The sequence below is a fragment of the Sphingobacterium sp. UBA1498 genome, from assembly GCF_002325125.1.
Classification (GTDB): domain Bacteria; phylum Bacteroidota; class Bacteroidia; order Sphingobacteriales; family Sphingobacteriaceae; genus Sphingobacterium.
In genome coordinates this window covers 1-26,736 of record NZ_DCRG01000028.1, presented here as the reverse complement: position 1 = coordinate 26,736, position 26,736 = coordinate 1, and the positions used below count along the sequence as shown (strand labels likewise).

General features: G+C 39.6%; 26 protein-coding genes and 1 riboswitch. Of the genes, 15 read left to right on the top strand and 11 right to left on the bottom strand.

Features of this window, described 5'->3' with window-relative positions; all coding sequences use genetic code 11:
* Positions 1 to 220: 220 nt before the first annotated feature.
* On the bottom strand, positions 221 to 991 hold the full coding sequence (locus B3139_RS16445; protein ID WP_293884648.1) for a DUF3050 domain-containing protein: 771 nt from the start codon (positions 989 to 991) through the stop codon (positions 221 to 223).
* A gap of 207 nt (positions 992 to 1,198) precedes the next feature.
* Positions 1,199 to 1,292: riboswitch (SAM-I-IV-variant riboswitch) on the top strand.
* A 66-nt stretch (positions 1,293 to 1,358) separates the two neighbouring features.
* On the opposite strand from B3139_RS16445, the gene B3139_RS16440 reads away from it, so the two are divergent.
* Positions 1,359 to 1,622, top strand: a complete 264-nt coding sequence (locus B3139_RS16440) for a 5-oxoprolinase (protein ID WP_121125014.1) — start codon at positions 1,359 to 1,361, stop codon at positions 1,620 to 1,622.
* Between the two features lie 32 nt (positions 1,623 to 1,654).
* Here B3139_RS16440 and B3139_RS16435 read toward each other — a convergent pair whose 3' ends face one another.
* Complete coding sequence (locus tag B3139_RS16435) at positions 1,655 to 2,074, bottom strand: hypothetical protein (RefSeq protein ID WP_293884647.1); 420 nt, start codon at positions 2,072 to 2,074, stop codon at positions 1,655 to 1,657.
* Positions 2,075 to 2,289: 215 nt separating this feature from the next.
* On the opposite strand from B3139_RS16435, the gene B3139_RS16430 reads away from it, so the two are divergent.
* Positions 2,290 to 3,255, top strand: a complete 966-nt coding sequence (locus B3139_RS16430; protein WP_293884646.1) for a DKNYY domain-containing protein — start codon at positions 2,290 to 2,292, stop codon at positions 3,253 to 3,255.
* A gap of 1 nt (position 3,256) precedes the next feature.
* Here the strand turns inward: B3139_RS16430 and B3139_RS16425 are convergent, their stop codons facing one another.
* The gene (locus B3139_RS16425) at positions 3,257 to 4,351 is read right to left on the bottom strand and encodes a hypothetical protein (RefSeq protein ID WP_293884645.1); all 1,095 of its coding nucleotides are present in this window, start codon (positions 4,349 to 4,351) and stop codon (positions 3,257 to 3,259) included.
* Between the two features lie 16 nt (positions 4,352 to 4,367).
* A complete protein-coding gene (locus tag B3139_RS16420; protein ID WP_293884644.1) occupies positions 4,368 to 5,177 on the bottom strand; it encodes a hypothetical protein in 810 nt (269 codons plus the stop codon).
* 1,076 nt (positions 5,178 to 6,253) lie between these two features.
* On the opposite strand from B3139_RS16420, the gene B3139_RS16415 reads away from it, so the two are divergent.
* From B3139_RS16415 to B3139_RS16405, 3 genes are all read left to right on the top strand, one after another.
* On the top strand, positions 6,254 to 6,757 hold the full coding sequence (locus B3139_RS16415) for a helix-turn-helix domain-containing protein (protein ID WP_293884643.1): 504 nt from the start codon (positions 6,254 to 6,256) through the stop codon (positions 6,755 to 6,757).
* A 235-nt stretch (positions 6,758 to 6,992) separates the two neighbouring features.
* Positions 6,993 to 7,718, top strand: coding sequence for a DUF6088 family protein (locus B3139_RS16410; RefSeq protein ID WP_293884642.1), 726 nt, complete (start codon positions 6,993 to 6,995; stop codon positions 7,716 to 7,718).
* Positions 7,715 to 8,692 (top strand): nucleotidyl transferase AbiEii/AbiGii toxin family protein, encoded by a 978-nt coding sequence (locus B3139_RS16405; RefSeq protein WP_209577916.1) that lies wholly within the window; start codon positions 7,715 to 7,717, stop codon positions 8,690 to 8,692. The genes B3139_RS16410 and B3139_RS16405 overlap by 4 nt, the downstream gene beginning before the upstream one ends.
* 271 nt (positions 8,693 to 8,963) lie before the next feature.
* On the opposite strand, the gene B3139_RS16395 is transcribed toward B3139_RS16405, so the two are convergent.
* Both B3139_RS16395 and B3139_RS16390 read right to left on the bottom strand, forming a co-directional pair.
* Positions 8,964 to 9,272 (bottom strand): hypothetical protein, encoded by a 309-nt coding sequence (locus tag B3139_RS16395; protein ID WP_293884641.1) that lies wholly within the window; start codon positions 9,270 to 9,272, stop codon positions 8,964 to 8,966.
* 31 nt (positions 9,273 to 9,303) lie between these two features.
* Positions 9,304 to 10,332, bottom strand: coding sequence for a hypothetical protein (locus tag B3139_RS16390; protein WP_293884640.1), 1,029 nt, complete (start codon positions 10,330 to 10,332; stop codon positions 9,304 to 9,306).
* Positions 10,333 to 10,756: 424 nt separating this feature from the next.
* On the opposite strand from B3139_RS16390, the gene B3139_RS16385 reads away from it, so the two are divergent.
* From B3139_RS16385 to B3139_RS16370, 4 genes are all read left to right on the top strand, one after another.
* Positions 10,757 to 11,452, top strand: coding sequence for a hypothetical protein (locus tag B3139_RS16385; RefSeq protein ID WP_293884639.1), 696 nt, complete (start codon positions 10,757 to 10,759; stop codon positions 11,450 to 11,452).
* Complete coding sequence (locus tag B3139_RS16380; protein WP_293884638.1) at positions 11,449 to 12,537, top strand: hypothetical protein; 1,089 nt, start codon at positions 11,449 to 11,451, stop codon at positions 12,535 to 12,537. Before B3139_RS16385 ends, B3139_RS16380 begins: the two co-directional genes overlap by 4 nt.
* Positions 12,538 to 12,938: 401 nt before the next feature.
* A complete protein-coding gene (locus B3139_RS16375; protein WP_293884637.1) occupies positions 12,939 to 13,670 on the top strand; it encodes a MauE/DoxX family redox-associated membrane protein in 732 nt (243 codons plus the stop codon).
* 36 nt (positions 13,671 to 13,706) lie between these two features.
* Positions 13,707 to 14,057, top strand: a complete 351-nt coding sequence (locus B3139_RS16370; RefSeq protein WP_293884636.1) for a hypothetical protein — start codon at positions 13,707 to 13,709, stop codon at positions 14,055 to 14,057.
* Positions 14,058 to 14,116: 59 nt separating this feature from the next.
* On the opposite strand, the gene B3139_RS16365 is transcribed toward B3139_RS16370, so the two are convergent.
* Genes B3139_RS16365 through B3139_RS16350 form a run of 4 tightly spaced genes read right to left on the bottom strand, consistent with a single transcriptional unit; the run spans position 14,117 to position 21,211 of the window.
* Positions 14,117 to 15,475, bottom strand: coding sequence for a RagB/SusD family nutrient uptake outer membrane protein (locus B3139_RS16365; protein ID WP_293884635.1), 1,359 nt, complete (start codon positions 15,473 to 15,475; stop codon positions 14,117 to 14,119).
* A 13-nt stretch (positions 15,476 to 15,488) separates the two neighbouring features.
* Positions 15,489 to 18,701 carry a SusC/RagA family TonB-linked outer membrane protein gene (locus B3139_RS16360; protein WP_293884634.1) on the bottom strand — a complete coding sequence of 1,071 codons (3,213 nt, stop codon included), beginning with the start codon at positions 18,699 to 18,701 and terminating at the stop codon, positions 15,489 to 15,491.
* Positions 18,701 to 20,818 (bottom strand): TlpA family protein disulfide reductase, encoded by a 2,118-nt coding sequence (locus B3139_RS16355; RefSeq protein ID WP_293884633.1) that lies wholly within the window; start codon positions 20,816 to 20,818, stop codon positions 18,701 to 18,703. The genes B3139_RS16360 and B3139_RS16355 overlap by 1 nt, the downstream gene beginning before the upstream one ends.
* Positions 20,819 to 20,836: 18 nt before the next feature.
* On the bottom strand, positions 20,837 to 21,211 hold the full coding sequence (locus tag B3139_RS16350) for a hypothetical protein (RefSeq protein ID WP_293884632.1): 375 nt from the start codon (positions 21,209 to 21,211) through the stop codon (positions 20,837 to 20,839).
* Between the two features lie 621 nt (positions 21,212 to 21,832).
* Between B3139_RS16350 and B3139_RS16345 the strand changes: the two genes are divergently transcribed.
* Positions 21,833 to 22,282, top strand: coding sequence for a helix-turn-helix domain-containing protein (locus B3139_RS16345; RefSeq protein ID WP_293884631.1), 450 nt, complete (start codon positions 21,833 to 21,835; stop codon positions 22,280 to 22,282).
* Positions 22,283 to 22,585: 303 nt separating this feature from the next.
* Here B3139_RS16345 and B3139_RS16340 read toward each other — a convergent pair whose 3' ends face one another.
* Complete coding sequence (locus B3139_RS16340) at positions 22,586 to 23,425, bottom strand: tyrosine-type recombinase/integrase (RefSeq protein ID WP_293884630.1); 840 nt, start codon at positions 23,423 to 23,425, stop codon at positions 22,586 to 22,588.
* Positions 23,426 to 23,778: 353 nt separating this feature from the next.
* Here B3139_RS16340 and B3139_RS16335 point away from each other — a divergent pair, with 353 nt between their 5' ends.
* The 5 genes from B3139_RS16335 (at position 23,779) to B3139_RS16315 (ending at position 26,419) form a co-directional block, all read left to right on the top strand.
* Positions 23,779 to 24,393, top strand: a complete 615-nt coding sequence (locus B3139_RS16335; protein WP_293884629.1) for a hypothetical protein — start codon at positions 23,779 to 23,781, stop codon at positions 24,391 to 24,393.
* 186 nt (positions 24,394 to 24,579) lie between these two features.
* Complete coding sequence (locus B3139_RS16330; protein ID WP_293884628.1) at positions 24,580 to 24,978, top strand: barstar family protein; 399 nt, start codon at positions 24,580 to 24,582, stop codon at positions 24,976 to 24,978.
* On the top strand, positions 24,978 to 25,406 hold the full coding sequence (locus B3139_RS16325) for a hypothetical protein (RefSeq protein ID WP_293884627.1): 429 nt from the start codon (positions 24,978 to 24,980) through the stop codon (positions 25,404 to 25,406). Before B3139_RS16330 ends, B3139_RS16325 begins: the two co-directional genes overlap by 1 nt.
* Complete coding sequence (locus tag B3139_RS16320; protein WP_293884626.1) at positions 25,391 to 25,585, top strand: hypothetical protein; 195 nt, start codon at positions 25,391 to 25,393, stop codon at positions 25,583 to 25,585. Before B3139_RS16325 ends, B3139_RS16320 begins: the two co-directional genes overlap by 16 nt.
* A 3-nt stretch (positions 25,586 to 25,588) precedes the next feature.
* Positions 25,589 to 26,419 carry a DNA-deoxyinosine glycosylase gene (locus B3139_RS16315; RefSeq protein ID WP_293884625.1) on the top strand — a complete coding sequence of 277 codons (831 nt, stop codon included), beginning with the start codon at positions 25,589 to 25,591 and terminating at the stop codon, positions 26,417 to 26,419.
* The last annotated feature ends 317 nt before the right edge of the window (positions 26,420 to 26,736 follow it).

Genomic DNA, 26,736 nt, shown 5'->3' with positions numbered 1-26,736 from the left:
TAATTTCAGAAAAATGGTGGCCTAATGGGGCTTTGAGAAAAAAAACTGCCTCCCAAAAATCGGCCATAAAAGAAACTGTATGCTCGGAAATTCATGTCTAACACCTGTTAAGATCACAAACTTCAGAAAAACCATTTTTCCAAGTCGACCCGAAAAATTAGTCCCATAAAAAAAGCTGCCCTTGTCGGACAGCTTCGTTCTCAAAGATCTGCTTAACGTATTATCCATATAAGGAATCTTCAATTGCATTCCACAGTTGAATTCTTTTTTGCAGCGCAACTTTACTAATCTCCTTCATTTCCGTCCATTTAACCTCATCGTCCTTCGCAAGATCTGTTATCATCTGCATCGCCAATGGACCGTGTTCGTCGCCATCTAAATCAATATGGCGTTGAAAATAATAAATAAAACTGTCTAAATTGGCTGTAGGGAAATTCGCTTTAATTTCTTCCAAAATAGACGTAAACATTCCGGGGATGAGGTCTTCACGTCCAAAGGTAAATGCCGCCGCAATTTTATGCACTTCACCCTCAGCTATTACTTCGAATGTAAAATTCAGAAAATCTTTGATTCGCTTGTCCAATGTTGTCAATGCTATAGCATCGAATATATTATCCGATTTTTTGGCATTGGCAATAAATTTATTGATCAAATGGAGGTCGGCTCCCATAGCAGACATTGCGTCGAGATACATCTCAAAATGGCTTAATCGACGTCCATCGATATATTCATCCGACTCCTCTGCCAATACAATTTCATTAATCAAATAGCGCGTTGAAGGATGTTCACTGGCGAACCATGGAAGTGTGGTACAGGTTAATTTGATCTGTAAAGCTTTTAATAAAGACATAAAATCCCATACAGCATACACATGCCCTTCGGTAAAAGAACGTAAATTTTTGATCGTCTTTATTTTACGGTATAAAGGGTGTTGCAATAATACTTCGCGTTCGGTAGCAATGTATTCGTTAATTTCCGCAATTCTATTCATGCCGCAAAAGTATTGTGTTCTCTCTGCTTTTTAAAGTATTTTCGATGAGATTACAGTAACATGATAAATTTCCCAATCAGCTAACCGCTTTATACCCAAATTAAAGTCAAAGCGACCAGCTTGTTTTGCTGCTGTTTTCGGTTATCAGCGTTTAATAGCAGTAAAGACAAAAAAAATTTTATTATAAAAAAATAATCTACTATATTTGTAGAGTATTCAGAATTGCATGATGCAATACCAACCGAGTGAAGGCACCGCGGTGGTAAATTAATACGGGTTTCGACCAAAATAAACGTTATACAACGGTTATTTTCCCAAAGTAATCTGGATACAGTTTATGGTTTAATCCTTTAAATTTTTAAATTGTATGGCTACAACAACAAATCTTTACCAACACTTACTGGAAAAATTCAGTTATTATTCAACAGATGAACTGATCCAGCTCAACAACGACACCATTTTAGGACAAGGCTGGGGATCATCGAAAGCTACCTTCAGAACAGCTTTGATCAGTACATTCTCCAAAAGGGGGCTTGATCTTTCTAATATTATTTCCAAGGAAGACGGCTTTACGTCGGTGAAGCAGGTGCCTGTCCGTCTGGAACAAAATGTTTTGATTCCTTTACAGTAAAGCCCTATAAACGCAAAAAGAGTAGGCCTAGCCTACTCTTTTGTCAATGAGTGGTGATATCTTAATGTATGATTGAGCGAATGGGCTGTTTGTCGAGCGTCGTCTTTGTAGGACGAAAGATCGTCGCAATTTTGAATTTCTGCCACATCCACTTTCTTTCTTACTTTGCTGATGACCTGATTTAATTCCGATTTCCAGTTACCCGGATCGCCAAAATCGTCCATCCAATTTTTGTTGATAAACTTTTTGTAGTTCAAAAGCAAAATATACAATTCCTCACCACTACCGGCGCGATTGATTGACGTGCGCCAGTTCTCTAATTTTTCTTTAAAACTCATAACCAGCAATATATAAAAAAAATACGACTTGACCAAATATTCCCGATTTTTACCTTGCGTATTGACAAAGATCTGACAGTACAATCGCTTTTGCGTCGGAGTCGACAATTTCATAAAAACTGTTATCTTTATCACCGCAGCCTGAGCGCTTAAACGGTTGGAATTTAGTTGAAGACATAAGCATGCGAAATAATGACCTTCTATTTTCAATCGCATCAGTTCCAAGAAATAAATAATTAATTGATGACTAAACTTTATTGTGATTATTGGGTCTCATTAACAAGAGTAACATATGATCATTTGCTTTCAAATTTAGCCTTATGCCCCATATGATGTTGAAATTTACGTTTAAAACCATCCTAGTCCTTTTCTTATTAGATACAGCCACACCTGCGATGTGCGCTACAGTAGCGTTTGCTAATCCTGCTCCTTTTTTCTTTCAGGATCATCTGGGTGATGGTTACAGCAAAATCGGATCACGTATTTACTATCGTGGTAAAGAAATTGTCAATGCCAATGCCGGTTCTTTTCAGTTTTTAGGTGATGGTTATGCAAAAGACACCTGGAAAGTCTATTTTCGGGGGGCAGCTGTAGCCGATGCGAGTCCTTCTACTTTTCAGTCACTGGGTGACGGTTACGCTAGTGATGCCTGGAAGGTCTATTTTTATGGCAGATCCTTATCGAATGTGACAGCGTCTTCCTTCAAGACGCTGGGAAATGGTTACAGCAAAGACGCATGGAAAGTCTACTATTTGGGCAAAGAAATTGCAGGAGCCAACTCCTCCAGCTTTGAAAACCTCGGTCGGGGTTATGCAAAAGATAATTGGTCAAGCTATTATCGGGGCGAAAAGAACGAGAGATTTGCTGGTCCTACCACACAGCCTCTTGGCGGTCAATATTCCAAGGACAATTGGTCTGTTTTCTATAAAAATCAGAAAGTGGAAGGGGCTTCTGCTTCAACGTTTGAATACCTTGATGATGGCTATGCCAAAGACGCCTGGAATCTTTTTTACCGTGGAATTAAAGTCGAGGGCGGCAGCCCCAACTCGTTCAAATCAATCGGAAATGGCTATGCCGTAGACCCCTGGGCAGTCTATTATCAGGGAATAAAAGTTAACGGCGCTTCGGCATCCACCTTTAAAGCACTTGGGGGAGGGTATGCAAAAGACTCCTGGACGGTTTTCTATCGCGGCCAGGAGTTGAAGGGGGCGAGTGCTTCCACCTTTGAATATTTGGATAACGGCTATGCCGGGGATGCATGGAGCAAGTTTTATAGAGGGAAAAAATTGGATTGATCTACTCGATAATAATGTTGATCCCGACCATTTTAGCTTTGTATTTAATTTTTTCAATAAGACCGTAGTAGCCCCAGTTGCGCAACAGAAATTTATCGCCTTTGGCAATTTCCTCCTTATTGGATTGGTTGACCAACAAGAGGGTACCTGCCTGTGCTTTCACACAAAGTTCAATTAACCGGCGGCTATAGAGATGGAGCTTGGTGTCTACATAATTTTTCTCCTTTTCGTTGAAGTGCTCCAAGCTTTTCATTTTCCGCTTACGACCACGCCCACCTTTATCAAATGCGGCAGCTTTTTGCAAGCGATGCCGTGCTGCTTGGATGGCCATACGTCGGTAAGTAAACTCTTCTTTATTACCGATCTGAAAGGACTCCTTTCCGATGGTGACTGCTATGGGATGTTCGATTGAAAGCGACGCTTCGGCGATAATGTTATCTTTCAATTCTTGGATTTTCTTTGGGAGCTCGAGGGCCAACAGCAAAAAGATTTTACCTTTGACGATTTTGATTGCGCTACTACAGACTTTGATTTGTCCGACCAATGCACGTTGTAGCAGCACTCGTTTATCCGACCGGTCTTTACCGAGGTAGGTGCGAAACGGTATTTTGAATAATGTGAATTTAAAATCTCTAGCATTCTCATCTTTACTCAAGTTAATTCGTCTACCAGGAAAGGGAATGGGCATATCCTTTTTGTAATTGCGAAGTGATTTTTCACCCTTCCAATAGGAGAGACGATCTGCCTGAAAATATTTGATTAAAGCCGTGTTTATTTGTGATAGAATATCCGTAGGAATTCGTCCCTTAAAATAATTAGATAGCACGCGGTAAGTAGTGTTCATGCGTGAAGTATTCAATACACCTTCGGGATCCTTTGTCTTATCGGCCAGTTTAATTTTAACATCATCTTGCAAATAAATCAGGTCTTTCAGATTTTCCTGCACATATTGGTGGGTGATGACCATATTAGCGGCACGGAATACGAGATCCTGCCATTCAAAGAGTTTTTTAAAATATTCGGACCGTTTTTCTTTATCGTCACAATCCACGAACACCTGTATTTTCCGGGTCAACACCATTGTATCAGCTGCCATATTGCTTTTATTTTTTTTATGCTATTTTTTTTGATTTAATTTTTGCGTGCGCATTAATAAACAACGTCCTTACCTGTCCCCCATCCAGCTGCAATGCTTCCGAAATTTTGTCGAAGGAATATTGCAATTCGTAGCGCATGCGAAATACTTCAGCTTCCTCTTCGGTCATTTCACCATTTAACTTAAATTCGACCGGCTTGGCTACAAGTTGCATTTTTTCCTCACTATGGACGATGGCACGTAGGTATTCGATTGCATTTTCAATTTGTAGACTAACCTCATAATCTGATATGTTTCCCATATAGTACGCGATACGTTCATAGTTAAAACTATATTTGAGACAGAGACGAATAAAGAGTTGTTGATCGCGGTTGAGGTTTGGAAGAATAGCATTAAGCTGATCCATTCTCTTTTTCTTTTCCGATTCCAGTTGCTCGATATAGAGCACATCGTCTTCGTTTTCCTCTTCCAGTTCATAGCCGAGCATAAACTCCTGATAATCCTCTATGCTATCGAGCCGCAGTAAGCATCGCTGAAATTTATTTTTTGATTTTTTGTAAAAAGCCTGAACCGCGGTTTTCACCTGAACTTTCAGAAAGTCGAAGATTTCAGTTTCGGAATGTACATTTTCTCTGAACAGCCAAAGGCGTAGAAAGGCCTCTTGGGCAATACTTTCGCCTGTACATTCGTCATCTGTTGCGCGGTGTGCACGAAAAAGGAAATGTTTATAGAATTTTTGGTAGAAGAATTTAAGCCCCCTTTCTTCCCCTTGGCGGAGGTTTTCCAATGCGCGTATGGTCTCTTGTTTTCGTAAAAGTAGTTTCATAATTCGTCCTTTCTTGGTTAAAGCGAAAATCACTTACCGCAGCTCCGGCGGAATTTGACGGATTTTATGGAAACCGAAGCTGGGTAAGTGTAAATTGTTATCTGGTTATAAAACTTATTGGTATTGAATGGAAGATACTGTCGTTACGCGGTCCAGTTGTATATACCCTTTATTTTAGATCATTAACATCCTCAACGAAAAGTTTGCCTAAATTTATGGTGATTGTCCATACCCTATATTTTTTAAATCGTCAACATCTGCGATCTATGATAAATGGGCAAATAAGATGTTGTGTAAACCCTGCATTTTGAGATCGTTAACATCCTATGTTATCAATCGGATTATTAAGTTGTGTATACCCTGCTTTTTGAGATCATTAACATTTAATCGTTTTATCATAATCTTTTTGGTTATCTGTGTATTCCCTTCATTTCAATATCATTAACATCCCCAACTCCTAGTATAGTAATAACAATAAAGAACATAGCGCAGCATGTAACCCAACATTTTCTTAAAAAGGGTATTTAGTGAGTCGCCATTGCGCTCACCCTACGGCATAACAAGATGCCTCCTATTCTAATCAAACCGATCAGCAAAACATCCGATCAGCCTAAGTTTTTATATTCTCCCTTTCAATACCAATAAGTCAAAGAACATCCTTAACGCAAAATAATTACTTTATTTTTGCGCAAACACAGCTTTTGAACAAACTCAATACTGAGTCTATTTCAACGATTCAAATAATTTTATTTTTCTTAATCCTATGCTTTGAATGGCAGTACACGTCAATAATAGGGGTTATCAACATAGGAAACTAGATACAAATCTACAAAATAGTAATGAGTTTTATTCCGGTGACTTTACTATATTTTTAATACTTAATTTTCTCATTATTTGCATTTTAATCGTATAATAATGGTTTTGCACTATGAGTCCACAATTATTGGTATGGTTCACAGTTCACATTTAGTTTATCGGCTTTCGTTGAAACAAATATACATAATAATATTTATTTGCGCAAATAAAATACAAATATTATTATTCAAATTATGCGCAAATAAGTCTTCCATTTGTATATGGCAGATATTAACGAGAAGATACTGGTTGAAATCGGTGAGGAATTGCGCATTCAACGGGAAAAAATATATTACACACTGAAAGATGTGGCGAATATGACCGGATTGACAACCAATACGGTAGCAGCTATTGAAAGAGGAAAAGGTTCTTCCTTGAACAACTTTATTCTGATCTGCCGTGCGCTGAAAATCCAACCACATAAGATATTCAGAAAAGAGATTGATTTAACGCCGCTCTACAATATTCCCCCAGAGTCAAAACGCCGTATCGAACTGACTAAAGAACTGGATGACCTTGTTTATAACTCCAACTTCTTTGAGATACCACGTCGTGTTTCTGATATCATCCAAGAGCTGAATGCCAACAAAGACCAAAGCAATAAATTCTCTGTTTATCTCAGCGGTTACTGTGAGGAAGGAACCTTGGAATATGAAAAACATGGAAATTATAAACAATACCGAAAAAACCATTCTGCGAAACCTGTTAAGAAGTATAGCGAATAATCAGCTTCGGACAATAAAACTACTATTCGGTGTTATTGTTTTGTACTCACCCGTAACTATCTATATTCAAATCTAAATAATTCCAATCATACGACGAGACAAATTACTCCGGAATATTCATTTTAGAAATATTTGCACACAAATAATTGATTAACAGATAATAATCTTTAAAAATGTCAAGTATTATATTCCATTTACTTGACATAAGAATAATATTAACTACCTTTGCAGAGCAATGGGAGTTACACAAAAAATACAGAAACAAATCAGTAAGTTGGCTGAAGGAACTACGTTCAAATACGAGAAATTGGATATTGAACCACAGGAGTTTTCTGCGACAGCCAAAGCCATTGAACGACTGATTGCCCAAGGTGTTATCAAAAGAGTTTCAACAGGTGTGTTTTACAAGCCTAAGAAAACTGTTTTTGGCGAATTAAAACCTAACGAAGAAGAAATTTTAAAACATTACCTTTTTGAAAAAGGCAAACGTATTGCCTACATCACAGGAACTTCGCTATACAACCGTTTGGGTTTAACAACACAAGTTCCAAAGAGCATAAAAATTGCAAGTCGGGATAAACGGATTACCGTTTCAAACGGTAACGTAAAAGCAAGTCCTGTAAAAAGTTATGTAAACGTAACCGATAAAAATTTTTACTTGTTGGAGTTATTAGATTCATTAAAGGATTTCAAAAAAATTCCTGACTTGGATAAAAGTTCTGCAATCAAAATACTTTTAACAAAACTGAGAGAACTCAATTCCACAGAAACAAAACTTTTGATAAAGTGCGGTTTGGCTTATCCACCACGAGTACGGAGTTTTCTCGGTGCTTTATTGGAAAACATCAACACTGAAAGCGATTTAACTACATTAAAAACAAGTTTAAACCCACTTTCGGAATACGAATACGGAATTAGCGAAAAACAATTAGCAACCGCAGAAAATTGGAATATAAAATGAAATTACAAGAAAATAAAGAACTGTTTCAAGATGCCATTATTGCCACATCACAGCAATTAGGCATAAAAGAAATCTATATAGAAAAGGATTATTGGGTGACATTCGCTTTATTCCATATTTTCAAAAATGATATAGGCAAAGACACCGTTTTTAAAGGAGGTACAGCATTATCAAAATGCTTTGAATTGATACAACGGTTTTCGGAAGATATTGATTTGGTCGTGTTGAGAAATGAAACCGAAACGAGAAACCAACTGAAAACAAAAATCAAAAAGATTTCCAAATGCGTTTCAGGTGTACTTCCCGAAATGGACATTGACGGAATTACCAACAAAGTTGGAATGATACGCAAAACAGCACATAATTACCCACGAACTTTCACAGGACATTTTGGACAAGTGCGTGATATTGTCATTGTTGAATCTACTTGGTTAGGGAATTTTGAGCCGTACACAACAGCAAATGTAAGTTCGTTCATTTATGAAATGATGTTGAAAAACAATCAGCAATCACTCATTGACGAATACGGAATGAATGCGTTTGAAGTGTTGGTATTGAACCCAAAAAGAACGTTCTGTGAGAAAATTATGAGCTTGGTGCGTTTTTCTCAAACAAAAGAACCCATTACCGATTTACGAAACAAAATCAGACATACTTACGACATTCATTTGATGTTGAAAAATGAAAATCTAAAATCTTTCTTTCAATCGGACGACTTTGAAACAATGCTTTTGCGAGTAGCAAATGATGACATCGCAAATTTCAAAAACAACAATGAGTGGTTAGCCAATCATCCAAAGACAGCAATTATTTTTTCTGATACGGAAGATACTTGGAATAAAATCAAAGACGCTTACACAGGGAGTTTCAGCGAATTGGTTTTTGGCGAACTTCCACCCGAAAAGGACATACTGAAAACTTTGACAACGGTAGCGGATAGATTGAAACCAATAGAATGGAACATAAAACCATAAGGATGACAGACCATTTCTGCTTTTAAAGTCTTAAAAAAAGCTTTCAGCCATTACATTGTCCCAGCAATTCGCTTTCCTACTCATACTTTGACGTATTTTATTTTCTGCAATTACCTTCCTAAATTCATCACAGGCATACTTGTACACCTCTGTCTGAATGGAAGATAAGGCCATCTTCGACACTTCGGTTTCTAATAGCCATCCTAATGGCTTCTACAGAAGTGTTTGGCTATGGCCTTCTTTAATATATCACAGAAAATAGAAGACAGAATTATTCTATCGAAAAATTCCAATTTCCTAATACTTTTGGTATCTCCCAAGATTCGGCTTTGGCCTTATAATCATTAAAGTGACCCTTTTCCCAGGTGGTCATATGGTAACCTTTACAGAACTTACAATAATATGCCCTTTTGCAGGCGTTTTTACCCATCCTGTGTTTGATACGTTTACCATCCAGTTTGTTCCTCAACCGAGATCTGAACTTAAAATGAAGCATTGCCCATCGCGCCTCAATTAAAGAAGGAAATCCAACTTTACCAGTAGCACGGCATTTCCAGGTATTGTCCCTTACTTTTTCCATAATCTATCTATTAAAGTTTATCTATTCTATTTTATTGCTCTTTTTCTATTGGCACCTGCAACATGACCCATTCCCTGATATGCTTTGCAATCTTGTCGGACACCTCAAAATGGTACCGTCCCTCAAAAGGCATTTTGAGCACGATACGCAACCGGCCCCGTTTCAGTTGCTGGCAAGCTTGGATCATATCCAAGGGTATGGCTTTATCCCGGTCAATCTTCTGTACAAATCCCTTCGTGATATTAACCACTTCCTTTAAGCTGCGCTGCTCGCCACAAGTCAGATTTTCGTCCATCGCAGTTCTTAAATAAAGGCTGACCATACCATTTTTATACGTAAAGATCCCGATATCCTTATAGCGTATTTTTTGGGCCAAGATTTTATTATTGAGCAGGAATACCTCCTGCTCCAGGTCCATGGATCTGCACAGGGTTAAGTCTATTTCATCCAGGAAATCCACCTCCCTATCCTCCCCGGCTGTTTCCAGCATCTCTTTTAGCTCTTCAATGCCCGGAGAAAGCAGCTCGATCTGCTCCTGGAGCTCTCTTGTTTTGGATTCCTGCTCCAGGATAGTTTCTTTCTGTTCTACAATCAATATTCTTTGCCTGTGGTAAACAGCGACGTAGAAATAAACTGTATAGCACATATTCAAGACCAATATGCCACTAAATATGACCATTAAAGGAAACACCAACCATTCCTCCTTCGCCTGTGGATCGGGGCCAATGATCCAGAACAATAAAAGTGTCGGAAGTATGCAGCAAAACAATAATTGCATACCGGCGCGTTTTTCCGGGTTAACCAGCCAGTTGTGCTTTTTGTCCAATATCACGATAACCAGTCGTATATAAAAGAAAATAATCGCTACCATCAATACGAAAAATAGATAGCTATAGGTGACAGGCCAGTCTAAGAGCCAGTCCGCCAAGGCGCCGCGATAGCCCAGATACCAACAGAACCCTCCAAAAATGAAAGATGCAATCAACTGCCAGATCCCATCGGGATATTGCACAGTCAATTTCCTATTATCCTGATATCCATTCTTGCTCAAACTTTTCATGTACAAACGTCATTTTAAAAACGCTATTAAAATTCACATCCTTATCAGATTTATACTTTCTTCCTCTATAGCTTTCACCTCTTACGTTTATCCGGCATTACATGACTAGCTAGTGCTGGAGAACTTCCGTGAAAAACTCCCCTATCGAAGAAATTTTTGTATATAAATTTAGCCAATTATTTATTAAAACAGCATCCAACTAACTTCAATCCATGCTTTGACATCGTTTTATTGATCAAATAATTACCCTTCCGGATGGAAATTTACTCCTTTGATGTCTGAAATTGCTCTTTCGTTGTCAGGAAACCAGCCCTTATTGTAAAAAATTAGCCTTCGTTGAAATGAAGCGGATATTCACTAACATTTTGTGCCGTTATGGGTAAATTTAAAGTGTAAAACTTCACTGATTATTAAACGATAGATCATGAGGACGATAAATAAAAAAGAACTGCCATTTAGCCGCAATTATGTATTTACTGCCATTGCTGTGCTATTTACACTATATGGGATTTTCTTGGCGCGAACACATGATCAGCGTGTATATAGTATAGGTATTCAGGTATTGCTTATCCCTTTTTTGGAAATCCGAGGCCATCAACGCGTCATGCAGTTCTTCGTTATCTTTTTTGTTTGTATTCAGATAAGTAGTATTGCTTTATTTGACCGTCTCCCCTATCAGCTATTGATCAGTTCGCAACCTTTTTGGACAGCTGTAAAAAAAGGGGCGCCGACAGCCTTTATCATCTGCGCGATGGCACATCTGTTTTCCTGGAGAAAGACAAACATCGTCAAACTTTATGGAATTCAATTTCCCATCATGACCCTTGCATGTACCTGGTATATCCGCATGCTGCTGATCATGGCGAATTGCCAAAACATCCCAAATGCAAAAGCTGTACGCATACCTGCCATTGTTGTCCAAAAATGTCCGGTGTGCTGTGATATTCATGAGTTACTGCTATCCTTTGCCTATGCACAACGGCAGTATCAGATCCCAATCGATGTGCATCCTAAACTATATGAAGAAGCAAAAGAAGGCGAGAGGCTCAATCTCCAGCTGCATCCCGGGAGATTTGGCTGGCCATGGTACCATAAAAATATCAAAAGGAGGTACAGATGATCGTAAGTTTACAGAAACTGACAACGCTCATAGAAGCCTTGGTTTATCTTGATAACAAAGCTATTCCAAACCATTTGGATGAGATCACCGAGGTCTGCAATACTAATTTTGCATTGGCACTACAAGCCCATCGGGAGATTATTCAGGTAAATAATGTACGTCAGGCTATCCAAATCTACCATACGCAATTGTTGAGGCTACACGCCTTGTTATATCGCTTCTGTAACGCGCGTAAAATTGTGCGTTCTGCAGCGCTATTTGCCCTAGAAGAATTACTTGAGCGTATCGAACAGCTCTTTCAAAAAGATCTCGATCCCTGTACGCCACTGCCGGAGCATTATTATCTGAGTCTGCATAACTATGTATACGAACATATGCCCTATATCCTGGATAGGTTGGCTCAGAAAAACATACCGAAAGCCTATCTCACCGAGATCCTTTCGGGTATGGACAGCCTATTTGAGAATGGTAAGATTCCCTATATTCAATACCGACATCAGGACTACCTACGCAAAATGATCGAATCACTTTGCCAATTGGCTGAAGACGAGCGCCAGAGTAAAAACTGGCATTACCGCTTTTTGATTCTGATGGTCAACTTCAATTTTAACCACATGGGCTTCTTCAACCGCTGGAAAGAATTGTACAATTCGGACCCATCCTTTATGGATGCCCTGTTACGCTTCCCCAAACATTTCTCCTGTATCCCTGACTTTGCGTATGATAGCAACCGTAGAAGTCTGCTGAAGTTGATGCGTGCGTATATGGAGGATGAAAAAACCTCTATATCAGCAAGAGGGCAGGATTGTCCCCAACAATTTATTCAAAGCAATTTTAATGGCAAAGAGCTCAAACTTTGGATGCATATATCTGTTAAAGCGAACATTATGTGGTCGTCGGAGAAAAAAGAAGTTGCCGAAGTGTTTTCCAGGCTCGTCAAAACGAGGGAAGGCACCTTACTTTCTGCGCATAGCCTGACCCGGATGGACAAAAGCGCCGAGTTTCATTCAGCGCTCCGTATCCGCAAGGTATTGCATACGATGCTTGACGAACTGAATAGACAGTTTCCTGATTTAAATAAATAAAACGCAAAAATTTAAAAAACAGGGGGTATGGCACCGCTACACCTCCTAAACGTGTTCATTCTACCCTTCAAAAACAGTCCTGATTAAGCGAAAACCGACTTTTTCACCAAGAATTCTCTCCACAGCTTTTTACCGCATACTACATCTTAGTTACACCCCACAATTCATTTAGATCAAAAAGAAGCCGCTAAACCGGTAGAAATAGGTATTTCATTACACCTACGCCAGCCTATTTTCCGTACTACCTTTGTTTTACAGCGTACGAGAAAGTAGAAGCTGACGCTCGAGCAGGCCGCTATATCCAATGGAGGCACAGGTATGGCGCCCTGTTTTTGAAACCACGAAAAATAGTAAAACAGCGATAGGAAATAATGAATACGATGCTATAAATAATTAAAGTTATGGAAGCGAATAAAACTGGCAACATGCTATATAAGGTCATCCGGGCAGTAATGATACTTTTTTGGATCTATGTGGGGATGGAGAAGCTCTGGCAGCTCGGTGCATTCAAGATCGCTCTTGAGCAGCAGCCCTTGATCAGTTATCTGGCTCCGATGCTCTTTTGGCTGCTTCCGCTAGTGGAAATCGGTATTGGCGTATTGCTGGCGATACCATCAGCAAGGCTGCGCGCTTGGGGTTGGAAAGTTTCGACGATACTGATTCTCGTTTTTAGTATGTATATCGGTCTGGGGGTATTGAATGTATATGAAAAGAAACCCTGCATGTGTACCAGCTTTTTGAGCAACATTTCCTGGACAGCACATTTGGTTTTTAATCTCATTGTTCTTGGCCTATCGATAACTGGATGGATGTTACATCATACAGTGATCAATTATAGCGCGCGTTCACTGACGGGCAGAACACATATTGCATTATTTCTAATAGGCTTTATGGCAATGGGAGCCATCAGCTACTGGAATATCCACGATACAAAGTCAAAGGATATGTGGTACGCACCAAATAGCATTTACGACTATCAACAGCCCAATACTGCCAGCGGCAGTATAAAAGGTTTGTTGGTATCCACACATACGATCGGTACACAGGACCGTACCGACAATTATTTACCAAACGTTTGCAGGCTAGCAGCTTTACTCATCAATTGCTGGACTGCAGTACAGAAAGGAGGGTAGCGTATGCTAACCAAATTTTTAAACAATTATGGCTACATGATATTAGGAGGAGCCATGATTATCGGATTCTCAGCATTCAAAGGTGCTGAGGTTTATGCAGGAAAAAAATTAGATCCTGTGACTATTTATTTCCATGGTAATCCTCAAGATGCGAATCAGGTTAAAGATGCATCACTTTGGAATACCACGCCCAATGATGAGGACTGTAACAGTGCAAACGTTATGGCTTGCTCTCAGGTAGTAGATGAATCTGATCTGAATGCTTCAGATCAGCTGAATCCAGCAAAGATTCAACTTGGCGCTACCGCAACTTCTGGCGGAAACTATATCCCATCTAGAACCGGTGGCAGCAGCTCAACTACATTTACTCCAATCAATAGGGGATAAATGAAAGGAAGGGGTAGTCCGATCGGACTGCCCCTTCCCTATTTGTATCTTTATTTTCTTTATTTCGGATTTTGCTGCATTCCCGTCAATCTAATAATATCTTGAGGGAGAGGAAGTGCATAAGCATTGGAGTTTGGCTGTAAAGTAATCAATTGTCCATTTAGTTTTCTTGTTATTGAAATCTCTCCTCCTTCTGCATTCAAACGTTTGAGGTCCATCCATCTCAGCCCCCTATGAAGTAATTCCTTTCTTCGTTCTTTTAAGATTAAAGCCAGTGCTTGTGTTTGATCTTTAATCACATAAGGAGTAAATGTACCCACTTTATACCGATACCCGAGTAGTTGGTTTAAGTCTGCCATTCCTGCCTCTACGTTTCCCATTCTAACATTGCATTCCGCACGCATAAGATACAGCTCGTCCGTTGCTATTCCGGAAAACATCTTAGAAGATCCTGCATAACTGCCTTTGAAAGTAGTCGTTCCATCGGCTGCTACTTTGAAGTATGCTGACCTGCGCAGATCATTACTTTCATAAGACCGATACAGGAGCGTATCGGTCAATGCGCGCGAACTTGTCAAATTGATACTTACTAATAATTCAGCATAAAATAAAGTCTCTTTATTAAAAAGCGTAAATGGGTAGGAAGCTGTCATCTTTACTTCCGATAAATTATTAAAATCAAGCAGCTCAGCATTGTACTTTAGGGCTAAATCAACATAATAATAGGCCGAATCGTAGACTTGCATCGATAGGTAAGCACGTGCCAATGTAGCATAAGCCGCATACTTATTGGGACGCATGACATGACTGGTTTTCTCAGGAAGCATAAGACTACATTCTTTCAAGTCTGTGATTACTTTTTCGTAACACTCCGCTATTGATGACCGGTACGATTGCTCATGAAAATCCGAGCTGTTCCGCAGCACAATACCCATATCTGTTTTTGATTCTTGGGTATAGGCTTTTGAATAGGTCCATAATAAAGCCAGATATTGGCTCGCACGATAAAATTTAGCAGAAGCATAAATGGCATCATACTGATTAGCATTACTTTCATCTCGATTGCTCTTTTTTATGCGGTCCAACACGAGGTTGCTATTGTAAACAGTGTTGTAAGATGAGGACCAGTCATTTCCGAAATTCATATGATCATTCTTCCAAATATAAGTCTGCTGGCCATAGTCAAGCAATGCATCATACACGGATTGGCTCAGATAATAATTATCTGCCGACGCTTCCCCAAAAGAAGGAAACTTCAGATTCATGATCTGACTATCATCCAATAGCTTTTGTAAGTCGTCCAAGCTATTGGGGACAGCCAAACCATAGTTTGACTGTACCTCTAAATATTTTTGACAGGCGGACAAGGAGAAAACAACTACCCCTAGCCACAGTATATTAAGAAATCTTTTCATCATTTACGTTATTAGATCAATAATCAATTTTTAATCCGATGGAAAATGTCTTCGGTGGACTTAATCGGTACGGAAATTCCGGATCGATACCAATCTTATTTGCACGCCATAGTACTCCTAGGTTGGCCGCGTTTGCCGACAGCCCCAGATTAAATGCACGATTTCCGACGGTATACTTACCTTGCCAGGTCAACGAAACATATTCCAGCCGCAGATGATCCCCTTTATAGACATTGATATCAGCATATTGATAGAATGCATCCGACATTGATTTTATAGGATATTTCATACCCGGAACCTGCGTATGCTGTTCATCCCCCGGCTGCTGCCATCGCTGATCAAAGTCCGGGTAGGCCGTACCGTTGGCAAACAATGAAAAATAGGACGTCACAGGACGCCTGACGTAATAGTCCCCCTTAAAACTGACGTTGAAAGAAAAAATCAAAGACTTCCAAGCCAGTGTATTGATTATATTCCCAAAGACCTGCGGTTTGGAGGATCCAAAATACACGATACTTTCATTTCCTTCTGGTAATGCATCGGCCTGATTACGTATGGCTGTATAATTTGTGCTTAGCTGCCCATCCAGCAGGCCCTGCCCTTCCCCAAATTCATTCAACCCCATCCATTTATAAGCAGCCAATGCGTTCAGTGGTTTACCGACGATCGGTGTGATGGTATTTCCGCTCGAGAGAAAGGATGTGACGCTGTTTTGCAGGTTGTAATATTGCGTTGTCTTGTTCCTATTCAGGCTTAATATCATTCGCGTATCCCAGTTGACCTTTCCGCTTATATTCTTTGAATTTAAGTCAATATCAAAACCTTGTCCCCGCATTCCTGCCAAATTCTTGACAACTGTACCCTGTAAGCCCCATGCCGTATAATCGTATTCGCTCAGTCCGTATAAATCTTTGCCTTTCTTTATATAATAGTCAATACGCCCGGACAATCTTCCTTTTATTACTGAAAAATCAAGACCAAAGTTAGTGGTTGCCACTCTTTCCCATTTTAGCAAGGGATCGTTCAAGGTACTTATCTGATACATTGGGTAACTGGTATAAGTTGCCGAACCGATATAGGCAATTGGATCTGGCGATCGTCTTAAATCTACATTGCCACTGGTTCCGTAAGTCGTCCTCAATTTTAGATAATCAAACAGGGCCAGCTTAAAGAAACCCTCTCTATGCAGATCCCAAGATCCACCTATTGACCAGAGCGGCGACCATTTATCATTGGTCGATGCACCAAAGATATTAGCGCCGTCTTTACGCAAACTCATCGATAGGCCATAGCGGTCCATAAACCGGTCGCTTATATTGGTATAAAGCGATACAAATCGATTTACATTTTTAAAAAATTGTGGCGCTCCCGGTATCCGCCGCGTCCCATCATCCGGCAACGTTGGAAAGCGAGTTACAAAGTCTACCGATGTGCTTGACATCGGCAGCTCATTGTATCCATAGGCCGTATAGGAATTTGTGTTCGACCGATTCTCCCGTACCTCCCCTCCAAGAATGCCGACCAGCAGATGCCGACCAATCGATTTCTTAAAATCAATTTGACCGCGTAGCGTATACGACCTGCCCTCAGCAGCGGAGTAGCGTTTTATACCACCAAGTGGAATATTATATTTTGTAGCTGTGTTACCCGTACCGATGATGGTAAACTCATTGATCCACTTACGTGCTTCATAACTTTCCAAAGTATTCAATTCGTTATTTTCAGTACGCTGCTGCTGAATCTGTCCACCGACATTCAGGTGCAGGTAAGGCAATACCTTATATTTCAGGTTCAGGCTCGAAAACCATTCATTATTCTGCCGTCGGTCTTTTGCATATTTATATTCCGAAAGTGGATAATAATCCCATGGCAGATAACCATTCGCATAGTTTTCTTTCAGATAACTGGCCCTATATTCCTTTTCAAATGGGATTTCACTACCATCCTCATTTAGAAACTGAAGATATGGCGCCTGCATACTGCTATAACTTAGCGATGAGAATGCAGGTTTGCCTTTTCTGCTATCCTGATTGGTATACAGCACCTGCAGGTCCAACTGTAAATTTTCGGTAGGTCTGAAACTATTGGACAGCTGGATATTGATCTTTCTATCAAAAGCATCCAGTTCGGATTTATTCCCGGTATATCCAATACCAAACCCATACGAGTTGCGTGTCCCCCCGCCCGAGATATTCAGCGCGTGCTGATTGACAAATGGTACATTATAAAAAGCATCCATATAGTTTTGTCTTCCATTCTGCCCCATGAGTTTAGCTATACCGCTGGCCGAATCTGCCGGAGAAATAAGATTTCGCTTACGTCGATCCAATAGGTCGATCACTGGCGACTGTGCCAGATACGGCTGGTATAGCAATTCCGAATCGTAGTACCCCTTTTCAAAAAGATATTTCTCCACTGCTATAAAATCCGCATTTTGGGGCTGATAGATTTTATTCAGATCGCTATTTTCTTTCAGGATTACCGTATTTGAGAGTGTTATTTTTGTCTTCTGCTCCTTAGAAAAAGCACCTTTTTTTGATGTCATGACGATAACACCGTTCCCCGCGCGGGCTCCCCATATGGCACTCGCGGCAGCATCTTTCAGGATGGAGACACTTTCAATATTATTGGGGTCAATATTACTGATATCCCCCTCATAGATAAAGCCGTCAAGCACAATGAGCGGATCCAGATTTCCGTTTATCGTACTCAGTCCGCGTACGGAAATATTCAGTTTCTGCAGGTCGGCATTTTGAATAGGCTGATTGTCGAAACGAATTGCTGTTGTCATGTTATTGAGCCTATCCAGAATATTAGTTCCCACCTGCTGACTGAGCATCTTATTATCGACCACATCAATAGCCCCCGTCACCTCATTGGCTTTCAATGTCTGATAACCGGTGCTGACAATAGCCTCTTCCAGATAAATCTCCTTAGCATTTAAAGCTAGTACCTTATGCTTCTCAAAAAATCCGGCGGCCACTGTCCTATCCACGAAACCGACACAACTGATCATTAAAGAATCTTTATGATTACCTACCTGAATATCAAATTTTCCTTTCAGTGAACTTGCAGCCTGATTATGCAAGGTCTTGTTCCGTATAGAGGCCCCCACTAGCTCCCTGCCATCTTTTGCTGAAACAATTGTACCCTGTACCCAAATTTTTTCCTGAGCCTTGCCCATGAAAAACAATACGCTTATAAAAAGCGTTGTCAACAACACTTTCATTAATTCGTATGTTTAGTAGATACGGCGTAGAAATAAGGATATTCACCACTATATTGTGTTGGTGTAAGTTTTATACCATACTGTTCCAGCGCAGCTATCTTTTCTTTGATAGACAGACCAAGAAAGTTTCCCGGCAAATGCAGATCAATCCGTTCGGCACTTTTACCCTCAAAAATTACCGGCTTATCCAGCGTAGACCTTATAAAACCAATCACACCATTTAAGGGCATATTTTGCATGATCAAAGATTCATTGCCTTTATCCACACTATTCATATACATTCCGCCCTTTGTTTTCCATAGCGGACGCGATACATCCAACGAAAGTGCGTAAGCCGCTACAGCGCCTTTTTTTCGCTCAACAGCAACACGGAACCGTTCAGTCAATGCCTTTCTGAAATAATCGAATGCTAACTCCTGTGTGATACTATCTCGCAAGTACAGCTGATACCAAAATTGTCCTTTTGTTGTTTTAAAATCGTATATGAGATCGGTAAATTCCTTAGTGATACTTTCATCAAAAACAAAAAGGTTCGATTGTGCCCCTTGGAAAACATCAGGAAAAGCCAGCTGATAACAGCTATTAAGAAAGTAATTGCCCACTTGAAACAGTGAACTCCCTTTGCTGTAGGCCACGGCGGGATACACACCTAGATAATTCTCTCGATAACCCGACATCACCGAGCAAAATAGAAGTCCTGTGGTATCGACCAAAGGCCGTGTGTTTATCCGTTCAGGATTTTGGATTTCCGATTTTTCTATAAACCGGCTTGACACACCTGTTTTTAAAAAATCCTGAATAATATCCTCCGTGATAGAACTTGCGTATGAATTGAGTACAAATTGCCCCTTGGGATTGATAATCGCTATCGTTGGCAAAGTATTATGCGGAAGAAGTGATGTAAACAACGTATCATTCAGTATTGTCGGTAATACAGGCGTGTAATTAAAGTCATCTTTATATTTCTTGAATCGCTTTTTTATCCGCTCAGGCGTATCCTTATTCCGTTTACTATTGACCATAACAACCTGTACCTTATCCTTAAAGCGCTGCTGGATCAATTCCATGTCGGGAATACCTTCAATGCAGCTAGGGCAGCCAGTTGACCAGAAGTCTAACAAGATCAGTTTCCCTTTCAGATCGGCGAACTTGATTGTTTTCTTTTTCCCATTGAAATAATTGAGTTCGAGCGACTGGTTCCATACCGCATCCGGGATCTTATCGCCCGGCTTTAGCGCAACAAGATGAGATAGCCCATCGGCCCCGCTGTCCTTGCGAGGCGTCTGAGCCGATAAACTAAACATAGAAACTAAACATAAAAACAAGCATGTCAAAATCATGCGATAGGCACGCTTATAATCTGCAAAGAATAAAAGGTATTTTAAAGCTCGCTGAACAACTGGACATATTAATCCAAGCAAAGCTCTATACATCAAAACCTTACATGTCGCCTTAAAAGACCTTAAAACAGACCGTTTCGGTTTCACTCTATTGATTGGCATAGGATTTACTACTAATTTCTCAACAAATACCTGCTCAATAGATAACCAATTCCCCCCTTTCTCCCAGTGTTGCTCGAATTTTCTTCGAGTGGGCTTCGGGTCTCCTTCGGATAAAATACGAGTAACGGTAAAGCAAAACCCGAGGCCGGCCGCATTAAAGGCAGGAGTTGGGGCGAAGTTGGTCAGGAAAAAGTCCTTAGAGTGTGATACCTCTCCCCCTAGTCGGCTGGCCTTCGGCTCAGCTTTGGGATTTCTTTGGGACATGGTCGATACATGCTTGGCATTTCTTCGACTCGGCTTCGGCAGGGCTTCGACAGCGCTTCGGGTAGGAGTCGAAGCGCAGTCGAACAACAGTCGAAGCGCTCCCGAAGAAGAGTCGACGTTGGTACGACGCAGTGTCGAACATTCCTCAAGTAAAACCCGAAGGCTTCCCGAAGAAACAGCTGCTTTTATTCGATTCAGAATTTCACTAGTATAGTGCTTTTTTAGTCTAATTTTCTTAAGCAATAGTTGCGTAAATCGCGCTATAGCTGCACTTAAGTAGTGCTTCACAAGTACTTCAAATATATAGATTATACAGCCCATTACAAAGGCTAAAAATTTCAGGATATTCATTATTTAGTTTGTTAGTGGTTACTTGGATAACCTACTGAAGAACTCGGCGATTTCTCTGCTCAATTCGATCTCTCTGTTGATGCGCACTTTAGCTTCTGCTGACAGTTGCGTTTTACTAGGATCAATATGACGATAATTGGCAACACAGTATGCGATCAATACGCGGTACATGGCAGTTGCAAATTCTTGTATATCCGCATCTTTAAGGGGTTTATTTTCCTCTAAACCAACATCGAGATACGTGCTCAACAGCTGCAATATATTAGCAGATATAGTCTCTAGCGCATAGTGATTCCAAAAAGATTCAATCTCCTTAATAGGGTCATAGTCATCCTTATGGACATCAAAAATTATCAAATCAAAAGCCAATTGTCGCGCTAAAATCCTGTTCATTTTCCAGTAAATCTTCGTAACCGAAAGTACATAGCATCCCCTCTCCGATCGAAATCAGCTTTTCATTGGGAGCCTGATGTTACTCAGTTCACATTAGTAATAATTAATTCATTCAGGGAGCCAGAGCGCGTTTGATTGAAGGGTCACACAGGTGTATAATATTGGCGTTACGCGTTCCATGGCAAGAGAAACCAAATCTAATTTGGCCAAACCAGCCGAGCTACTCGGGGGCAGTGATAATGTTTTTTGATTGTTGTTTTTTGTTCATAACTCGCTTGTTTATAAAAACGAGTCTTTTCTAGCAGGTATTAGAAGCGGCAATGGCGTGACATCCAACCTACTGTCAATGAGGCCCTGAGAAGCCCTGGAACGAGTAAGCGGACGCCACGCCATTGCTGACGGGCGTTTTGATCCACTTATCGCCTTGTTCCAAATTGAAATTTCTCAGGTTTCATTGACAAGACTCATAAGCGCATCCACCTATAAGATGGTGCAAATCTATTATTTTAATTACAAAAGACAAATAATTTACTTNNCTTTACTTCAAAGGTACCAAATTTGATTTTGGTTACAAACGGGTAACTTACCCGTATTTTACGGACTTATTTTAATCTGATAATTATGGGTGTTGTATTTCAAGATGAAAGAAAAATTAAACAAGGTGAAGTCGTAGCAAAGCTTCGAAGGATGCAAGGAATTAAGCAAGATGCACTAGGTAAAATGTGTCCAAGTAATTTTTCTCAACAGAAAATATCAGATCTCGAAAGTCAAATCGTCATTGAGGAACCTACGCTCGAAGAATTAGCCACCGCACTGGGTGTTACTGTCGAATTCATCAAAAATTTTAATGACGATAATGCAATTTATAATATCCAACATAATCATGATTTTAAAGATCATGCAGTTGCTCATCAAAATCATCAACCTATATTTAATGAGAGTTCCAAACTAACTGTCCTTTTAGAAAAACTAGTTCAGGACGACGAAGTTAAGACTAAAGCGATTTTGGATTTGACTAAAGTTGTTGCTGATTTGGCGAAAGAGGTGAAGAGGTTGAAGGGTGGAAATTGATCCGCTATTATAAGGAGGTATTTTAAATGAGCTATTGAGATATCGAACGAGATGTAGCGTAGTTCGGTAGCGTGCTTCGTTCGGGACGAAGATGTCTTAGGTTCGAATCCTGCCACCCCGACAAAAGCCACTGATTATCATTGGCTTTTTCTTTTTTCGGACACATTTCGGACAAATTATATCTGAATATTGATTATTCAATAACCTAAGCAAAGTTAAGTTAAGCTAGAAGAATAACCCTTCTTAAAGAATGATTGGAGCATAATGCATGTTTCTATAGAGCGTGAAAAGTTCATCTTATTCTTATAAAAAATCAAGAGGGCTATGAGTCTTTTGCTTGTCTATGTCAGTGATATGAGTGTAGATCATAGTCGTTTTTATATTTTCATGACCCAATAACTCTTTTACAATTCGGATATCGATACCTGATTGGATTAAATGTGTGGCATAAGAATGTCGCAATGTATGTACAGAGCCTTCCGACTGAACATTTGCTTTGATCAATGCTTTTTTCAGAATCAACTGTACACTTCGTTCGCTATACTTGCCATCCTTCTCACCTTCGAAGAGGTACTCCTTTGGCTTGAATGCTTGATAATAATGTCTCAAAGTCGCCAGCAATTTGTCTGGTAATGATACAATCCGATCTTTATTACCTTTGCTTTGATGGATTCTGATAATTCCATCGGAAGATTTTATGTCTTTGATTTTGAGATTCAACATTTCGCTAAGACGTAGTCCACAACTATAGATTGTCATCAGAATAGCCTTGTGTTTTAGATTTTGAGTGTTATCGAGAATATTTCTTACTTCTTCTTTTGAAAAGAATTTAGGTAATTTAGAAAATGAGCGTTTCGGGTATAAGTAATCCAGTTGGATTTTTTTGTCCAATATCAGTTCGTACATCTTCTTGATTGCGCCCACTAATCCTTTTTGATAGGAAACACTAATTTTCCAATTTTGAACTTTTTCGTTTATAAACGCCTCAATATCTGACAGTGGAATTTCTTCAAGGGAGGGATATTTGCTAACATGTTTAAGAAATATACTAGCGTAATCCTTGTACGATCTAATGGTATTGCCAGCATATCTCTGCATCAGCAATCTCTTTTCGAAGGTTTCAAGTATGATTTCGCTATTCATATCAGGGGAATAGTATTTTATAATATTTTGTTTCGCTATTTGTGCGGTTTTATTTTTTAAATACAAATATATCAACATCTTATGTAGAAAGAAAAGTCAAATAACGAAACACGTATATAGGGTTGGTTAAGCGAAATTTTGCGTATATTCGTTTCGTTAAAACAGATGATGATACGAAATCCGCTACGCTCCTTTCGTATCATCGGGTCGGCGGCTTGCACCGCTTGAAATACGAAGTCGCTACGCGAACTTCGTACATCAAGCGGTTTGGCGCCATTTCAATCTCGAGCAAGCTCGATCGAAACTGCGCCAAGCCGCCGACCCGTTAGGCACAATTATAAAAACGACAGCCAATGGAGCTTATAATATTATTGACAATTTTTGCATCTCAAATATCTTGTAGTTCGACTAAGACTTTGAAATTGGACATAAATAAGGTTGACCGAATTGAAATTTATCAAGGTTATCCAGGGAATAAAGTGCCAATGAAAGTTGGTTTTGAAAATGATTTTATTGCTGATTTGAATAAATCCAAAGAATTAGGTCCAACAAAGTATATGAAAACGCACAGAATTCTAATTTACTATAAAGACAATAATACAGATACAATTTACACTAATGGGGGTATTCACCAATTTAACAATTGGTATAAGTCTAACAAGAACTTAATTGAAAAATATGCTTTAAACGAAACGGTACTTTCTAACACAGTAGTTGGGCAACTAAAAACAGCTCAAAAACTAGAACTACTGATGGCTGAAAAAAAATATGATGAAGCAATATTGCTATTCTCTCAAAGGCAACAAAAAAGTATAAATGAACTGAAAAAAGAGCCTGAAATGTTTAATTATTGGTGCTTAGCTTGGACATTTGACAAAGCTAAATTTGAACGATATACAAACAGGATTAAATCAGGAAATGGGAATTTTGTATTTGAAGAAAACGAATGGAAAATAGACGAAAAATAACTGTGCCTAACAAGGTATTGCCAAAAGCGGGGCTGAACGTCTTCGATTGGGCATTTGTGCAAGGTTCTACATTTGTAATTCTATTGAACTTTAGTGCTAAAATTCCCCGCCTTCGGCAATACCCAAAACGTTGAGAGGAAATCCCTCCGGGCTTCCCTCTCAACGGATCAGGCTAAAAAGACGACAGTGGACAAACAGACAATCATAATAAACGGGGACAATTTTTCAGACTTGGAAAGTTTCTATGACGAAATTGACCGAGTATTGACAAAAGACCTTGGTTGGGATACAGGACATAATTTAGACGCATTTAATGACTTGTTGCGTGGTGGGTTTGGGGTTTATGAATACGAAGAACCAATTAAATTGATTTGGAAAAGTATTTCAAAAAGCAAAACAGACTTAGGACTTAAAGCAACTAAGAAATGGTATGAACGAAAAATCACTGAGAACAAAATTGAAAATCAACAATTCTTTAAGGACAAACTAAAAGAACTAACAGACAACAACGGACAAACACTTTTTGACATTATTATTGAAATCATATCAGAACACAAACACATAGAATTTGAAACCCAAAACTGATGCTTGAACAACGAATAAAAATATCATTACTTGCAATTGACGAAGGAGACGATACTATTCAGTTTCAAGTGGAATTGACTAATGGTGTAAATTCAATAAGTATTGATTTTTATGGTTACGCAGACGAATTTCAAGACTTTGCGAACGAACTTTGCACATTCCCGAAAAGCATTGACACTGAAGTAAAATACGAACTTGGCGAACAAGGGCAAAAGTGGGCTTATTATATTTTGCTTCGTGTTTTTTGCTATGAAAATAATGGACATACTGCAATCCAAATAAAAATTGACAACAACAGAATAGAACCACATAAAAGTTATAGTGAGTTTTATATATTGACAGTTCCTGCCTCAATCAATAAACTTGGACAGAAACTGAAAAATTGGAACGCAAAAATTGACAAGGAAATTGAATGGATAGCAGAATAACAAAAGCCCGAACCGCTAACAAGGTATTGCCAAAAGCGGTGCTGAACAGCTTCGATTGGGCATTTGTGCAAGGTTCAACATTCGTTCTTCGATTGAACTTTAGTGCCAAAAATCCCCGCCTTCGGCAAGCGCCTGATCCGTTAGCAGTAATGGTAGGACGACCGTCAACACGACAATAAACAATGACAGAAATAACAAGAAATAGAACAATACGACCTTCGACAAGACTTGAAAAATCGAAGAGTTATAAAATTGACACCAAGACCGTTTCTCGGGGCGACATTTTGGTGGTTAACATTGACCACGAAACAAAACCATTTCGCAAATCATACAAGTTTAACGGTTCAGACGTTGCACATAAAGACAGTATCAGTTTTAGAGTAAATGACTACGGAACTTCAATCGACATCAGTTGGAGCGGTGCAACACCAATCGGAACTGTAACCTCAAAATCCGTAACGCCAGCGACAGTAACTAAACCATTGACAAAAAAAGTGGCTGACAAAGTTGTTTCTAAACCAATCACAGCAGACACAAAAACATCATTTGACCCAATTTCAAACGCTGACACGACAGTTTTGATTTTAGGGACTATGCCAGGTGACAAATCTCTTGAACTTGGCGAGTATTACGGACATCCAAGAAACAGATTTTGGAAAATCATTTCGACAATTACCGACAACGATTTACCACAAACCTACGCAGACAAAAAAGCACTTCTACTCAAAACTAAAATTGGAATTTGGGACGTAGCTCATAAGGCAAATAGAAAAGGTAGTCTTGACAGTGCAATTGAAGACGAAGCACCTAACGACTTGGACAGCTTTATCGCCAGACACAAAAATTTGAAAGTTATCGGTTTCAATGGAACAAAATCCCAAGTGTTTTTTGACAAGTATTTCGACAGAAAAAGTGGTTTAAAATATATTTCTTTACCAAGCACAAGTCCTGCAAACACAGGTATTGACTTTGACAACATTTGCAAACAATGGCGACAACTATTGACCAAATAATTGACGGACGACCGAGAACCACTACTGCTAAAGGGTTGGTTAAGCGAAGTTTTCCGTATATTAGTTTTGTTAAAACAGATGTTGAGAGGAAATCCCTCCGGGCTTCCCTCTCAACGGATCAGGCGCTTGCCGGAGTACAGCCCTTCGGGACTGTCCTCTAACACGCGCTTGGAGCAATGCTCCAGCACGTGCGCCAAGCGCCTGATCCGTTAGCGGTCAGCTTAGGACGACACAGCAATAACAAGAAAGCATATAATAAATTAAAAGACTATGTATTGCATCGAATGTGGGGCACAATCCCAGAACTGCCTTACGGT